The 14,059-nt window shown below is 43.3% G+C and carries 9 protein-coding genes; 3 read left to right on the top strand and 6 right to left on the bottom strand.

Annotated features, from left to right (window positions below; translation table 11 throughout):
* The 5 genes from EO95_RS00125 to EO95_RS00105 all read right to left on the bottom strand — a co-directional run.
* Nucleotides 1-315 (bottom strand): MATE family efflux transporter (locus tag EO95_RS00125; RefSeq protein WP_048131232.1); only part of this gene is annotated, 315 nt, incomplete at its 3' end.
* Between the two features lie 1,190 nt (nucleotides 316-1,505).
* Complete coding sequence (locus tag EO95_RS00120) at nucleotides 1,506-4,226, bottom strand: PAS domain-containing hybrid sensor histidine kinase/response regulator (protein ID WP_048131231.1); 2,721 nt, start codon at nucleotides 4,224-4,226, stop codon at nucleotides 1,506-1,508.
* Between the two features lie 50 nt (nucleotides 4,227-4,276).
* On the bottom strand, nucleotides 4,277-4,639 hold the full coding sequence (locus tag EO95_RS00115; protein WP_048131230.1) for a response regulator: 363 nt from the start codon (nucleotides 4,637-4,639) through the stop codon (nucleotides 4,277-4,279).
* A 470-nt stretch (nucleotides 4,640-5,109) separates the two neighbouring features.
* Nucleotides 5,110-5,550 carry a hypothetical protein gene (locus EO95_RS00110; protein WP_048131229.1) on the bottom strand — a complete coding sequence of 147 codons (441 nt, stop codon included), beginning with the start codon at nucleotides 5,548-5,550 and terminating at the stop codon, nucleotides 5,110-5,112.
* Between the two features lie 3 nt (nucleotides 5,551-5,553).
* Nucleotides 5,554-5,733, bottom strand: a complete 180-nt coding sequence (locus tag EO95_RS00105) for a helix-turn-helix transcriptional regulator (RefSeq protein WP_255350239.1) — start codon at nucleotides 5,731-5,733, stop codon at nucleotides 5,554-5,556.
* Between the two features lie 362 nt (nucleotides 5,734-6,095).
* On the opposite strand from EO95_RS00105, the gene EO95_RS00100 reads away from it, so the two are divergent.
* Complete coding sequence (locus EO95_RS00100; protein ID WP_048131227.1) at nucleotides 6,096-8,666, top strand: U32 family peptidase; 2,571 nt, start codon at nucleotides 6,096-6,098, stop codon at nucleotides 8,664-8,666.
* 292 nt (nucleotides 8,667-8,958) lie between these two features.
* Here the strand turns inward: EO95_RS00100 and ppcA are convergent, their stop codons facing one another.
* Complete coding sequence (ppcA, locus tag EO95_RS00095) at nucleotides 8,959-10,539, bottom strand: phosphoenolpyruvate carboxylase (protein ID WP_048131226.1); 1,581 nt, start codon at nucleotides 10,537-10,539, stop codon at nucleotides 8,959-8,961.
* A gap of 431 nt (nucleotides 10,540-10,970) precedes the next feature.
* On the opposite strand from ppcA, the gene EO95_RS00090 reads away from it, so the two are divergent.
* Entirely contained in the window at nucleotides 10,971-11,159 is a 189-nt protein-coding gene (locus EO95_RS00090; protein WP_048131225.1) for a hypothetical protein, read from the top strand.
* 618 nt (nucleotides 11,160-11,777) lie between these two features.
* Complete coding sequence (locus tag EO95_RS00085) at nucleotides 11,778-12,974, top strand: peptidase U32 family protein (RefSeq protein ID WP_048131235.1); 1,197 nt, start codon at nucleotides 11,778-11,780, stop codon at nucleotides 12,972-12,974.
* The last annotated feature ends 1,085 nt before the right edge of the window (nucleotides 12,975-14,059 follow it).

Raw genomic sequence — 14,059 nt, 5'->3', positions numbered from 1 at the left:
CGTCTCGTGGGCTCGGAGATGTGTATAAGAGACAGCTATATCCAGTGCTCCCTTTGTATTGCCTTTTCCAAGTTCCAGAGCTGTAAGGCTGGACGAGCCTATTCCTATAATTATGCCAGCTCCAATTATAATCAAATAAGGGGGATATGTAAGGGTAATGCCTGCAAGTCCCTGGCTTCCGACAAAATTTCCAATAAAGAAACCGTCGATTATGCCCTGGATTCCTGCAATGACAACTCCCACAACTGCCGGAAGGGCAAACTTCAAGAACAAACTCAAAATACTCCCGGACCTCATCTCTTCGTCACTTACCATATCCGGGCCTCCGCAAGCTGCAAAACCGGTATTACGGGAGCGTGAAGCCGAATTTCCAGCCCTTCCTGATAGAGAAAAGCCAGGGCTTTTCTTAAGAAGGACCTGTTCAAAGCGAGATCGGTAACATTATACTTTTTTGGGGTTTTGGATTCTTTTAAAAAATTGAGACAACGTCGATCAACTTTTTTGAATGGTTGCTATAAAGACATTTTTTGTTCCGGATGAAGCTTCGGAAAATATGCAAATCGAAGGTGTAGCTGTTTTTTGCAGAATTAATTTATCTGCCTGTACTAAACCAATCATTGCATACATTCTGAGGGTTGTATTATTCTTAGGGTCATTTTGTATTACATCTCTGCAATACAATTAAATTTTTACAAAGCTCCATCATATTTTAACTGGTAAACACGGATTCAATCGAAATAGATAATCCTTGATAGAGAATTCTAAATAGAAATTCCGGATAGGAAATTCTGAATAGAAATATCAGATAGAAATCCTCAATAGAGATTTTATGGGAATATAAACAAAGCAAATTAGCCAATACTCAGATAGTTAGTCTGACCAACTGATATTTACGCGCCGCTAAATATTTATGCCATATTTATACATTCACATTCTCTCCTGTTTTACCAGGTTATTTATCCTGAGACCAAAAACGACTTTTATCGGCCTCTATCTGAAAAACTATATGCAAAAAATATGAGAAACTATATATTTTCCAGAAAGTTTAAAAATATTCTAAACTTAATATGTATAACGTTTAATTTAGATATGTTTAATGATCTTACATATATATATAAGTGTTCTGTTAAAAATAATCCATTCTCTTAAAGTGTACGAACTCGATTCATAAAACTCAAAACAGTCATGTGTTTGACAAAACAGTCATGTGTTTGAATTCCCATGTTCGGAGATCAACAGAGATATTCAAACAAATTCGGAAACTTAAAATTAGAAAACTCAAAGAGATTTGGAAACCTTTCAGGACCATATGGCTGAATAAGGACTCCCTTTCCCGTAGAAATATGCAGAAGCAACCCTGAACTTCCTTAAGAAAAAAGAGCTAGCAGATCATTGAAATCTGCTCCTGCTTCTAATAGAATTAAGGGTTGGGATTAAAGGGTGGGATTAAAGGTTGGGATTAAAGGGTGGGATTAAAGGTTAGGATGAAGGGTTAGGATTAAAGGTTAGGATGAAGGGTTTTTCAGCCTGCTTTTGAATTTTCCATCCTCGATCCTATCCAGTACGCTCAAAAGTATTTCCCTGCTTATGTTTCCTTTCTGCATAACATAAGAGACATTCTTGTTGAGCAGCTCCTTATCTTCAAAGCTCAGGTCCTTTGCGGTACATACGATGATAGGAATATCTACAGTCTCCGGATTTTCTTTAAGAGCCTTTATGACGTCAAAACCCGTAAACTTCGGCATCATCAGATCAAGGAGAATTGCATCCGGTCGGCTGATTACAGTTTTATCGATTGCTTCCCTACCCCCGTATGCGCAGACTGGCTCATATCCTTCCTTCTCTATAATGGAACTGAGGAGCTCGACTATAGCCGGATCATCATCTACAATTAGAATTTGAGGAGAGGAGTTTGCAGCCCCTGTTACTTTTACTCTCCGCAGACTGGAAAGGAGATGGCCTTTTTCCACAGGCTTAATCAGATGGTCAAAGGCACCACATAGAATACTGCAATTTTTGTCGTCATTCATGGAAATGACCAGGATAGGGATGCTGGATGTTGCAGAGTCTTCTTTCAGGTTTTTCAGGATATCCCAGCCATTGATCCCTGGCAGCATTATGTCAAGAGTAATTACAGAAGGCTTCAGTTTACGGGCGAGCAAAAGAGCCTCCTTCCCGCTGGAAACCGAAGCAACCCTGTATCCTGCCTCCGAAAGCGTAATAATTAGAAGCTCCCTTGCCATTTCGTCGTCTTCAACAACCAGCACAAGAGATTCGTCTCCTGTGGCTCCGGAAGGCTCTATAATTACCGGAGTCATTACCGGAATCCCAGTTTCATCATTTGTTTCTGACTTTAAGGCTTCTGGCTTTAAGGTTTCTGGCTTTAAGGCTTCTGGCTTTAAGGCTTCTGGCTTTAAGGTTTCTGACTTTAAGGCTTCTTCCTTTTCGGCTGTCAGTGGGACCGTTTTATTAGAAATGCCTGAACCGTTTACGCATGTTTCTGGAATTTTCCTGTATTTCAAAGGTAGTTCAAATGTAAAAGTCGAGCCTTTTCCAGTTTCGCTCTCAATCCAGACCCTTCCCCCGTGGAGTTCTACGAACTTCCTGACCAGAGCCAGCCCGAGACCTGTACCGTCATACTGGCGGTTGATACTGGAATCTACCTGCCTGAAGGGCTGGAAAAGGAGTTTCTGGTTTTCCTCTGAGATTCCTATCCCGGTATCCGAAACACTGACCCTGACAGAGTCTCCTGTTTTTGCGGCTGAAACGTCTACTGATCCACCTTTTGGTGTAAATTTTATTGCATTGCTCATAAGGTTGTAGATTACCTGCTTAAAACGTATCCTGTCAGCATAGATTGAAAGCTCAGGCTCTACATTAAATTTCATTGAGATATCCTTTTTCAGGGCAAGAGCCGAGGTTACAGCTCTGGTATCATTAAATACCTCATGCACTGAAAACATCTCCAGGTCCAGTTCCATCTTGCCGGCTTCAATTTTGGAAAGGTCAAGAATGTTATTTATGAGGGTGAGGAGATGTTTTCCGCTGTTAGCTATGTTGTTGAGAAACTTTTTATTCTGCTCATTGAATTCTCCACTCATTCCGCTGAGCATCACATCTGAAAATCCGATTATCGAGGTAAGAGGAGTCCGCAGTTCATGGCTCATGTTTGTAAGGAACTCGCTCTTGGCACGGTTGGCACTTTCAGCAGCAAGCTTTGCCTGCAATAGCTCCTGCTCGGCCTTTTTACGTTCGGAGAGGTCGATGAAGCTCTCTATAAGGTATTCTTTCTCTCCAATTATTACAGGTACCACACTTTTCAGGACAGGTAAATGTTCACCTCTTCCATTGCTGAGCAGTACTCTTTCAGACCTTTCGACAGTTTGCCCCAGATCAGTTATCGGACACTTATTTATCTCAGCAGGACAGATGAATTTATGACAGACATTTCCGAGGAGTTTGTCTTTCGGAAGCCCTATCACTTCTTCAGCTGCCTGATTTACTTCCACAATTTCGTGTGTGGAGGCGTCTACCAGCAAAATCCCGCAGAGGGCATTGTCAATTAGTTTTTTCAATCTCTCCTGGCTTTCCCGCTCCATTTTTTCGGATCTTTTACGCGAAGTTATGTCTCTGACAACAAACTGGACTTCCTTGTTCTCAAGGCTCAGGAAAGAAGAGCTGACCTCCGCATCAATAATATTCCCGTCCGGTTTCTGAAATTGGATTTCAAAACGTGCAGCCCCATTTTCAAGAGTTTCTTTCAGGGCTTTCCGGGCTGTCGGAAGATATTCTTTGGATACCAGAGAGCTCAGTGAGACATTTTCAAGCTCTCCGTCACCTATCCCGAGAGCTGTACGGCCTATTTTATTTAGGTCAAGGACTTTTGCCTCGTTCAAAATCACGATTGCGTCATTTGACTGTTCAAACAGAGCCCTGTATCTTTCCTCTTTCTCCCTGAGGATCTCTTTTGCCTGTTCCTGGAGCACCAGGGCATTTTCAAGTTCCATCCAGCGCCGCAGGGAGAAAATCCCGAGAGCAAAGGTGAGATAGACCGAAAGAGTAAGCAGCCCCCCGAGTTTCCAGGGATTGTATTCTTCAACAAATAAAACGACGGATTCAAAAAGGCCAAAGTAAGAGGCAAAGAATGTGAAGAAAAGGCCCACGGCTAAAATAATCAACAACTCATCCGATTTTCTTCCAAACGTACGTCTGAAAAAATCTGACATATTATGGTCCCCATAAAACAAAAATAATACCCCAACTCTCTGTTTTCACTTCATGCAATGAACTCTGCTATGATAGATCTGAACCTCTGAATGTCGATAGGCTTGGAAATATAACCGCTGCACCCCGCTTTCAGAAATTTTTCTTCATCTCCGCGCATGGCATGGGCTGTAAGAGCAATAACCGGGATCTCACACGTGGCAGGATCTTCTTTTAATATTTTTAAGACTTCAGTCCCATCAATCCCGGGCAACTGTATATCTAATAATACAATGTCAAACTTATTTTGTTTACTGAGTTCAATAGCCATATTTCCATCCACTGCCTCTATTGGCTTATATCCAAATGAAACCAATAGAGTCCTGACAAGTTCCATTATTAAAGGATTGTCTTCCACGACAAGTATATTTTTCATAGGCAACAACCTCCAAACCACTTTATTCCCATTACTTTCTTAGCCTTACGTGTATAGTCTCATTGACCTGAAAATGCATTTTCCAAAAAATAAAGAAGTTTTCCAATAATACGAAGAATTGGTAGTATATCTAACTTATTAATTTAAATAAGTTTCAGTATATATCTAGGTAAATAAATTAATAAAGTTAGGAAGAGGAGAAACATTAAAACCGACACATATCAGAAAAACCCCAATGAAAACAAGCTAACAAAAAGGTGTAAGTCGTAGGGAAATATTAGCAAAACAATTAACTTCAAGGCTGTTATGTCAAATCAGTCGAGTGCCTATATTGTAAACGACCCTATAACGCAATACCCACAGCACAAATTCGTACTTGTAGGTATTGCTATTATCAGAATTAGAAAAGTTTTGCTGATCAGATTATTTATAGTGAGCAACCGGTTGTATGCTCGTTATCCGTAGTATTTTTACTCATCAACATTTTTACCTTCTTTTCTTTCCTGTACTGCTTTCACGACCATAGCTAAGACAATAAAAATGTAGGTCAGTATCAGAATCGGGAATGAAACTTCATCAGAGAGCATTCCGTTCTCAATAATATTTAATGTCCCGGAAAATATAGACTGAGCGAGACTTATGATGCCAAAAGCACATATTGCACCAAATCCCCAAATTTCTTTTTTTATCTTGGTCCCCATTACAAAATAAGCATTCTTCATAATCGCTCTCGTTGTAAAGAACACTGTGGGTATACTTAATAATACCAATGCTTCAACCATTGGGGTGGCCCAAATATAAAATGTCTTTACAAAACCATCAACAAAAATTAACGCCAATGTAAAAATCAATGTCTGAAAAGCGATTTTTTGTCTGTTTAGCATTTGAAGTTCATCAAATTTCGGATTCATATCTTAGTCTTCCCAAAACAATTCATCTAATGTTTTTCCTAATACTTTGCATATGGAAACACATAATTTCAATGTAGGATTATACTCTCCCTTTTCAACGGCATTCATCGTCTGCCTCGTAACACCGACAGCTTCCGCCAGATCCTTCTGCGTCATATCTAACGCTGCACGAGCAACTTTGATTTTCAGGTTTTTCCCAATATTTTCACCTCACCAGGAAAATTAATATATATGTTAATAGATGTCAAATATATATTACTTTTGAGAAGTAAGAAAGCCAGATTTAATTAAATATCCGGCTTGAGATAATAAAAATATCTCGCACAACTGCCATTAAAAAACAACCACTAGAGACTGGCATGCTTTGTTGACATTCCGGACTTCACCATCCATTTTTTATGCGAGAAGCACCTTTATGTTTTAAACCGGCTCTGAATTGATTTGCGTAAGCCTTTTTCTTTACAATTACCATAGCTTTTCAGCTACCGAAATTTTCCATTCACCAGAAATTACAGTTACCTTAAGAAAAATACCCCTGATCTAATATGTCTGACAAAAATTATTCTTGCAACCCCCCGGAAATCCTTTCCCCGGTCGGCGATAACGAAGCCCTGCTTGGCGCAATCAAGGGAGGAGCAGATGCCGTTTATCTTGGAGTTGGCGAATTCAATGCCCGACAGGGAGCCAAAAACTTCACCATTGATGACCTGGAAGCTGCCATTGACCTGGCTCACTCACACGGAGTCCTTGTTTACCTTGCCCTGAACATCCCGATCAAACAAAAAGAACTGCAGCATGCCCTTGAGATAGTGGACCGTGCATACGCAGCCGGAACCGATGCTATTATCCTGCAGGACCTCGGGCTTCTCAGGCTTTTAAAGGAAATCTATCCGGACCTGGACCTCCACGCAAGCACGCAGATGACTATCCACAATAAAGAGGGAGTGGATTTTGCAGCAAGGCTGGGCGCAAAACGAGTGATAGTTTCCAGGGAACTTACCACAGCCGAGGTAAAGGATATTGTGGAACACTCAAAAGTGGGCATAGAAGTCTTCGTCCATGGTGCCCTCTGCTATTCCTACTCAGGCAAATGCCTTTTCAGCAGTTTCCTGCACGACAGGAGTGCAAACAGGGGAGCCTGTGCCCAGCCCTGCCGGCGCAGATACAGTTTCCTGGTAAACGGCAGGGAAATTGACGAAAGGCATATCGGAGGCAGTTACCCCATAAGCTGTGCCGAACTTTCCACGCTCACAGGGCTTGAGGAGATAGTAAAAACCGGGGTCGTAAGCCTCAAAATCGAAGGCCGGATGAAAAAGCCCGAGTACGTGACTGCAAGTGCCGCTGCCTACAAAGCTACAGTCGAAGACATCTGCAGGGCCGGAGAAAACCCGACAAAGGAAGAGCTTGAAGCAAGGGAAGCCAAGCTTGCAAAACTTTTTTACAGGGGCTTTACGCGGGGCTTCATCCTCGGGGAAAAAGGCGTGTCCCATCCCAAATACAGCTCAAACTACGGAGCATTCCTCGGAAAAGTCCTGGACCTCTCCCGTTCAAAAGGGAACACAAAACTTACAGTCAGGCTTGAAGAAGACATCCAGGTAAAAGACGGCATAAGTATCTTCACGCGGGAAAGGATGCTCGGCTCTGCGGTAACAGGTATTATAACGATTACAGGCGAGCAAGTAAAAAACGCAAAAAAAGGCGAAAAAGTAGGGCTTGAGATCAGCTCAAAGACAGGCAGAGCTGTCCAGCGGGGGGACGAACTCCATCTCACAACAGACACGCAGCTCCTTGATACCCTTCAGAAAACAAAACTGGAAGCTCTCCCCGTAAGCCTGAAGGCAAGAGCCAGAAAAGGAGAACGTTTTACGGTTGAGATAAGGGACGAAACCGGAAAAAGCAGCAGAACAGAAGAATCCGCGTATGCGGAGTTTACAGACGACTATATAGTCCAGGAAGCCGAAAGAGTCCCAACCACTGAAGAGCAGATAAGAAAGGCAATGGAAAGCCTTGGAGATACTCCTTTCGAAGCCGCCTCCATTGAGATCGAAGCTGACGAAAATATCTTTATCCCGGTCGGTGTGTTGAAGAATGCAAGGCGAAAGGCCGCAGACCTTCTGCTGGAAAAAACCCTTGGGGGGTATAAAAAAGAACAAAAACACCCTGACCTGGCAGATTTCAACCGCCTGTGCGCTGTAGAAAGCGGTGCAGAAAATAAGAATAACGCTAGCAAGAATGAAGTAAGCATTACCAGGACCAGGGCAAGAGATACAGCTTCAAAGAAACTCCTCCTGAGCGTTGAAGTGCAGGGAATTTCTTATCTCTTACAGGCAGCCGAATCCGGAGCAGATATCGCCTACATCCCGGTATCACTGTTCGAAGAACTGATGTCTCCCAAAAATGCGGCGAAGCTTGAGGATTTGAAAGCAGAAAGAATCGAACTCATCTTCAGGATCCCAAGGATAACCCATGACAGTGAACTGGCTGAATTAAAACCCCTGCTGGAAAAAATAAGGGATGCCGGCTTCAGTGTGGCATGTTCCAGCCTCGGAGCAGCACAGCTTGCAAAAGAGCTTTCCATACCTTTTGTCGCCCAGAAGGACTTCAATATCTTTAATGCTTTTACTGCCAGCACCTTCTACCAGGCAGGAGCGTACAGGGCAACCCTTTCAAGCGAATTGAACCTGAGCGAAATAAAACATGTATGTGAAGCTCTTCAGGCATGCGAGGGTTCAGGCCAGACCGAAATTTTAGTTTACGGCAGTGAACTGATGCTTATTACGGAAAATGACCTCTTAAAGCCCCTCGTTGACCGGAAAATCGTAAGAGAAGATAGCGAAGTACTCCTTGTTGACCAGAGCGGCTCCGAGTTTCCCGTTCAGCGCCTTGGCACCCGGACCCTGATCTATAATTCAAAGGTTCTTGACATGCTAAAGTACGTTAATAACATGAAAGGGTACGGCGTGGATGTGCTCAGGCTTGACCTTTCGTTCAACACTACTGCCGAGATAGAAGAAATCTTAAAGGCATATAAAGAGGCACTTGCAGGAAAAGATGTAAAGCTGAAACCTATAAGAGGGATTGAATATACGACAGGGCATTATTTTAAGGGAGTCTGAGGTAAAGTAAGGAAATTTCGTTTACTCATTTATAATGGGAATGATGTGCGATAAAATGAAACATGGGATTGTTTGGAATTCTAAGTTCTGAATTCTAACCCGAGCAACCTGGGAGAAATGAGAACAAAAAATTATTCTACTTGAAAGCGTTCTTCCAATCGTTTTCAAGTCTTATGTTTGTTTTTCTTCTTTCTGCTTCTTCTTTTTGGGAAGAGCCGCCAGACAAGCTGGCGGGGTTTCCTATAATACATTGATTCAAAAAAGGTTTAAGGGGTTAAGGGAAGTTTTTCCATCAACCCAGAGCCTTTCTTATTTTTCCCATTTTTGTGAGGGTCGAGCAAACGAGCTGTGAGACTTCCTCATCCATACAGTTTCCTGCCGTACCCGCCTGCAGGAGGTCAGGCTGCATCATTTCGAGCAGGATGCGGTATGAAGGTTCGGGCCTGGTTTCAAGGTTGAAGGTATCACTCAAAACCTCGATATCTCTCTGGACTTCCTTCAGGCAGGCTCCCGAGAGGAATCGGGAGGCTACGTTGAGGTCCAGGTACCCGGATGCAAAACTCAGGTCACTGGCAAGGGAAGGGAAATATTTTGTAAGCAGCCTTTCACAGGCCTCATCGCCAAGTTTTTCCCGTACTTCTTTGAGAGCAGTACCGGTACCTATGAATTCGGGAGGCAGGCCTATGGAGTAGAGGGCGCCGGTAAACTTGATCGCACGCGGGAGGTGAAGGTTTTCTGCAGGCATGCTGGCATTGAGTTCTTTTCCTATGTCACTGCGGCAGAGCCTGACCATGCCGGAAATATCAGGACCACTTCTTGAATACCCGCCGCTTCCTCTGTGCATCAGGCGGTCCCGCTGCTGGGGGAGGAGGTCAGCAAGCTGGTTTATAGTGGAGGACAGTTCGCGGATAATGCGGCTGTACCTAGTCCCGAAAATCCCTATAAGGTTTACAATCTCTTCCTTTTCTTCGAGGGAAAAGAGCTCAGGGGTTTCGGGCAGCCTCTTTTTTGCAAGGTTCACAAGGGCTTCAGCGTCCCCTTTTTCATGGCTGTACCTGACAGCTGATTGCAGGGTGATTGTTCCGATACCCCTGTATTCCCTGAAGAAGTTTTCCGCGTTTTTCAGGTCCAGGTGTCCTCTGAAAGGCAGAGTCCCTGCTCCGAATATGATGCCCATCTCGGTGTCGAGCTCTGATTCCAGTTCGGAAATCCCGTTTATGGCGTATTTGCATGAGAGGGTGCTTGCCACATGCCCGAAAGAAAGGGCTGAATCGGATTTGCCCAGGAAGACCCTGAATTTTTCGGGGGCTGTCCCAAAACGTTCTTTCCAGGCAAAAAGCGTACTTTCTGCAAGTTCCTTTGCATTTAGCAGCGCAGGAGCATCCTCTATAAGGGGAATTATACGCGGGACCTCCATTGCAAACCCGAATTCCTTTTTTGCAAGCTCGCTTACATCTACCATATGCTGCTGCGCATCAATGATTTCCCTGACCGTGCCTGTCATGGGGTGCACGAATTCATTGATTGCCTGGACATCCGAGTATTCAAGGGCACTATGGTTGGCTTCGGCAATGGACATCATTACCATAAGCTGCCTGAACCGGTTCTCCTGGACTGCACTTGGAGCCCGGGGAGTGATAAAAATATCTTTTCCGGGCACAAGGCCTGTTTCTTCTATGAATTTTGATACGACCTGGACATTCTGATGATAGGGAGTTGCCTTTCCCTCATAATCCGGCATATATTCGTCACAGCCGAATACCACTGCAGCTTCAATGGCTTCCCCAGGCTCTTCCTGTGTGGATATATACCTTGATGCAGAGTCCGGGTGCTGCGTGCACATAACTTTCGGATAAGTTGTTTTCCTGCTCATGAAATTGAACCCTCAATGCTCAACAGGGCAAATTTTTAGATTTTTATTTTTTTGTTTCTTTTTGTTGACTGCCAGATCAATTGCCTTATTGACCTTATTGTTAACCATAAAATAAACTTAAACTGGCAGCGGAAAAGAATGTTTACTTAGAGATAAATGTTTTCGTTAACAATACGTTAACAATACGTTAACAATACTTTGACATTTAAGTATCGGCTTTGAAACTGTTTGCTATATATGCATTAAAATACAGCATATACAGAGTATCTAAAGGATATTGATATCAAAAGTATACTCAAATTTTCTTAAAAATTAATTCCGAGAAAAAAGGAAACAATGAAAGAATAAATGATACGAATCAATGATGCGAGTCAATGATAAGAATCAATAATACGAATCAATGATACCGCAAAAAAGTCTGAGGTAACAAAATGTACTGCGATCAGTGCCCTGAAGTTTTGAGTGGAAAAGGCTGTACAAAAAACGGACCCTGCAAAAAGCAGAGAGATGAGCTCTCAAGAGCCAAAAGCCAGGGCAAAAAAGATGGATTGAGTTTGCCAGCCCGGCTAAAAGGCATGCTGGGCGTTTTCAAGAAAAAAACAGAAAAAAGTATTGATTGAATATTTATCTGTGCCCATCACGCATCTTTTTAATTCACTTCTATTTAGTTTTCGGTTTATTCTTCTCCCATTTCCCTTCTGAATTCTACGTAATCTCGTTCTACTTCTTCGAGTTTTACTTCTTTGAGTTCTATGCCTTCGAGTTCCATGTCTTTGAGTTCGTATTCCATTTTGTTTACCCCCTTGATCGAGAGATTTACAGTCTTTATTTGTTTGTGTAGTTTATACCTTAAATTGTTTTCTGTTGAATTAACATTCATCCCCATTTTGAAGACTGAAATACACTTCATGCGTCTTCGGATAAGTGAAGAATCGTGATGAATTGTCCCCACTTCCACAGCAGGTGTCAAATATTTTATTTTATTGTAGGCTGGAATAGGATATCGATTTCATGTAAATAGGCCAAAACTTAAGGCAGGCTTCTGGTGCAAAATCGATAGCTTTCGGGCAAGAAAATTCCTTAACCGGGGACCAATGAAATACACTTATATATAGATTTCTGTTAACCATTCATCTTAGTACGACATGTGAATAGTTTACATTTCTTACTCTTATTTATGAGACTGATGAATGCAGCAAAGATATTCTTAAATGAAAGTTGAAGCATTTCCATCTCTCATGCATAACAGTTCGGGGCCAGAACTCATCCTTGGCATAAAAAACTTTGCAGGGCTTGAGGCATGTTCCAGGTATGCTGATGCCGTCTATTTTTCAACGGATAGGCTCAGCCTGAGGGCAAAGGCAAAAGAGATCACCCTTGAAACTCTGAAAGATTTTGTATCTGAGGTCAAGGCACGGGAGCTTAAGGCTTATCTGGCTGTAAACTCAGCCGTAAATGAAGCCAGGCTTGATGAAGTAGAAGAAGTGGTAGATACAGCTGTAAAAGCCGGGGTAGATGCAGTTATCGCCTGGGACCCGGCTGTCATCCTTAAGGCACGTAAAGCCGGGCTCAGGGTCCATATCTCCACGCAGGCAAACGTTACGAACCACGAAACTGCAGAGTTTTACAGAACCCTTGGAGCAGAGCGTATAGTGCTTTCAAGGGAACTTTCCCTGGAAGAGATCCGGAAAATCAGGCAGCAGACTGAGATAAAAGTCGAAACTTTTGTTCACGGCGCGATGTGTATGGCAGTTTCAGGAAGGTGCCACCTTTCGGCATATGTCCTTGGAAAATCCGGGAACTGTGGAGAATGCACCCAGCCCTGCCGCTGGGAATGGGAGCTGCACGGAGAAAACGGGCTTGTTACGGAAAGCAGGGGGAAATACCTTCTCAGTGCAAAAGATTTATGTATGATCGAGCATGTCCCGGAACTTATTGAAGCCGGGATAGATTCATTTAAAGTAGAGGGCAGGCTGCGGGACCCCGGGTATCTGGAAGTGGTTTCCCGCTGCTACAGGGAAGCAATTGATGCCTGCAAAGCAGGAAGCTATACCCGCGAAAAAGCAGATGCGTGGAGATCCGAGCTGTCTTCTGTGTATAATAGAGGCTTTTCCACCGGTTTTTACTTCGGAGTTCCGGGCCTCGAAAGCTTCTCCCCTGAAAAAGGCATGAACGCCTCGGAAAAGAAACGCCGGGCTGCAGGAGTTGTAGAAAATTATTATCCCAAACAGCAGGCTGCAGCAATAAGATTGCTTGAAGAAGGACTTGCAATAGGAGACGAGATCCTGATCGAAGGAAGCACTACCTATCTGAAGCAGCAGGTCCGCTCTCTTATAAAAAAAGGCATGCTTCTGCAAACCGCTGAAAAAGGGGATGAAGTCGGTCTTGCCGTTGATAAGGCGGTCAGAAAAAACGACCGAATATTTATAATCTGATTAATTGTATTATCTAAGTAAACTAGTATAATTTAATTAAAATATTATAACAGTATCTATATATTGGATTCTTCCTTATACGGATTACGGCTTACGGAAACAACTGAAACGAGTTGGTTCAGTTATTCAGGATAAGCTCATTTATTCAGTATTATTCAGGATAATACTCATCTGGCAGGACAAATTTCCAGCCGGGTAAATTGACTCGATTGGTGGCCAGCCATCTGATCAATAATATGGTTTACAGTCAAATCCTGGACTGTAAACAATTTCGATAAACAATTTCGATAAACAATTCTCTGACCGATAAATAAGGTGATATTTTGATAAGCGTCAACGAAATGGGATCATACGTCATTGAAGAGATGCTCGACTGGAGCGAAGACCTGAAAACGGAAGTAATTAAGCTTGAAAACGGCGCCACGATCATTGATTGTGGAGTTAAAGCCGAAGGTGGATATGAAGCCGGGATGTACCTGGCAAGACTCTGCCTTGCTGACCTTGCTGACCTTAAATACAGTACCTTTGACCTCAACGGCATCAAATGGCCTGCCATCCAGGTGGCAACTGACAACCCGGTAATTGCCTGTATGGCTTCCCAGTACGCAGGCTGGAGAATCTCCGTAGGAAATTACTTCGGGATGGGTTCAGGCCCTGCACGTGCACTCGGTTTGAAACCCAAAGAGCTCTATGAGGAAATCGGGTATGAGGATGATTTCGAAGCTGCAGTCCTTGTCATGGAATCCGACAAGATCCCTGATGAGAAAGTGGTCGAGTATATTGCAAAGCACTGCAGTGTGGACCCTGAAAACGTCGTGATCGCCGTTGCCCCTACAGCTTCCATTGCAGGCTCTGTCCAGATCTCAGCCCGTGTTGTAGAAACCGGTATCCACAAGTTCGAATCCATAGGTTTTGATATCAACTGTATCAAGAGCGGGTATGGAATTGCCCCTATAGCCCCGATTGTCGGAAACGATGTCCAGTGCATGGGCTCAACCAATGACTGTGTGATCTACTGCGGCGAGACTAACTATACCTGTCTCTTATACACATCTCCGAGCCCACGAGACGGACTCCTATCTCGT

This window comes from Methanosarcina sp. 1.H.T.1A.1, from assembly GCF_000979295.1.
Lineage (GTDB): Archaea > Halobacteriota > Methanosarcinia > Methanosarcinales > Methanosarcinaceae > Methanosarcina.
This window is presented reverse-complemented; position numbering and strand designations above follow the sequence as displayed.

Coding starts and splice junctions, on each gene's coding strand:
- EO95_RS00120 (WP_048131231.1), bottom strand. CDS start 4,226: ATGTCAGATTTTTTCAGACGTACGTTTGGAAGAAAATCGGATGAGTTG.
- EO95_RS00115 (WP_048131230.1), bottom strand. CDS start 4,639: ATGAAAAATATACTTGTCGTGGAAGACAATCCTTTAATAATGGAACTT.
- EO95_RS00110 (WP_048131229.1), bottom strand. CDS start 5,550: ATGAATCCGAAATTTGATGAACTTCAAATGCTAAACAGACAAAAAATC.
- EO95_RS00100 (WP_048131227.1), top strand. CDS start 6,096: ATGTCTGACAAAAATTATTCTTGCAACCCCCCGGAAATCCTTTCCCCG.
- ppcA (WP_048131226.1), bottom strand. CDS start 10,539: ATGAGCAGGAAAACAACTTATCCGAAAGTTATGTGCACGCAGCACCCG.
- EO95_RS00090 (WP_048131225.1), top strand. CDS start 10,971: ATGTACTGCGATCAGTGCCCTGAAGTTTTGAGTGGAAAAGGCTGTACA.
- EO95_RS00085 (WP_048131235.1), top strand. CDS start 11,778: ATGCATAACAGTTCGGGGCCAGAACTCATCCTTGGCATAAAAAACTTT.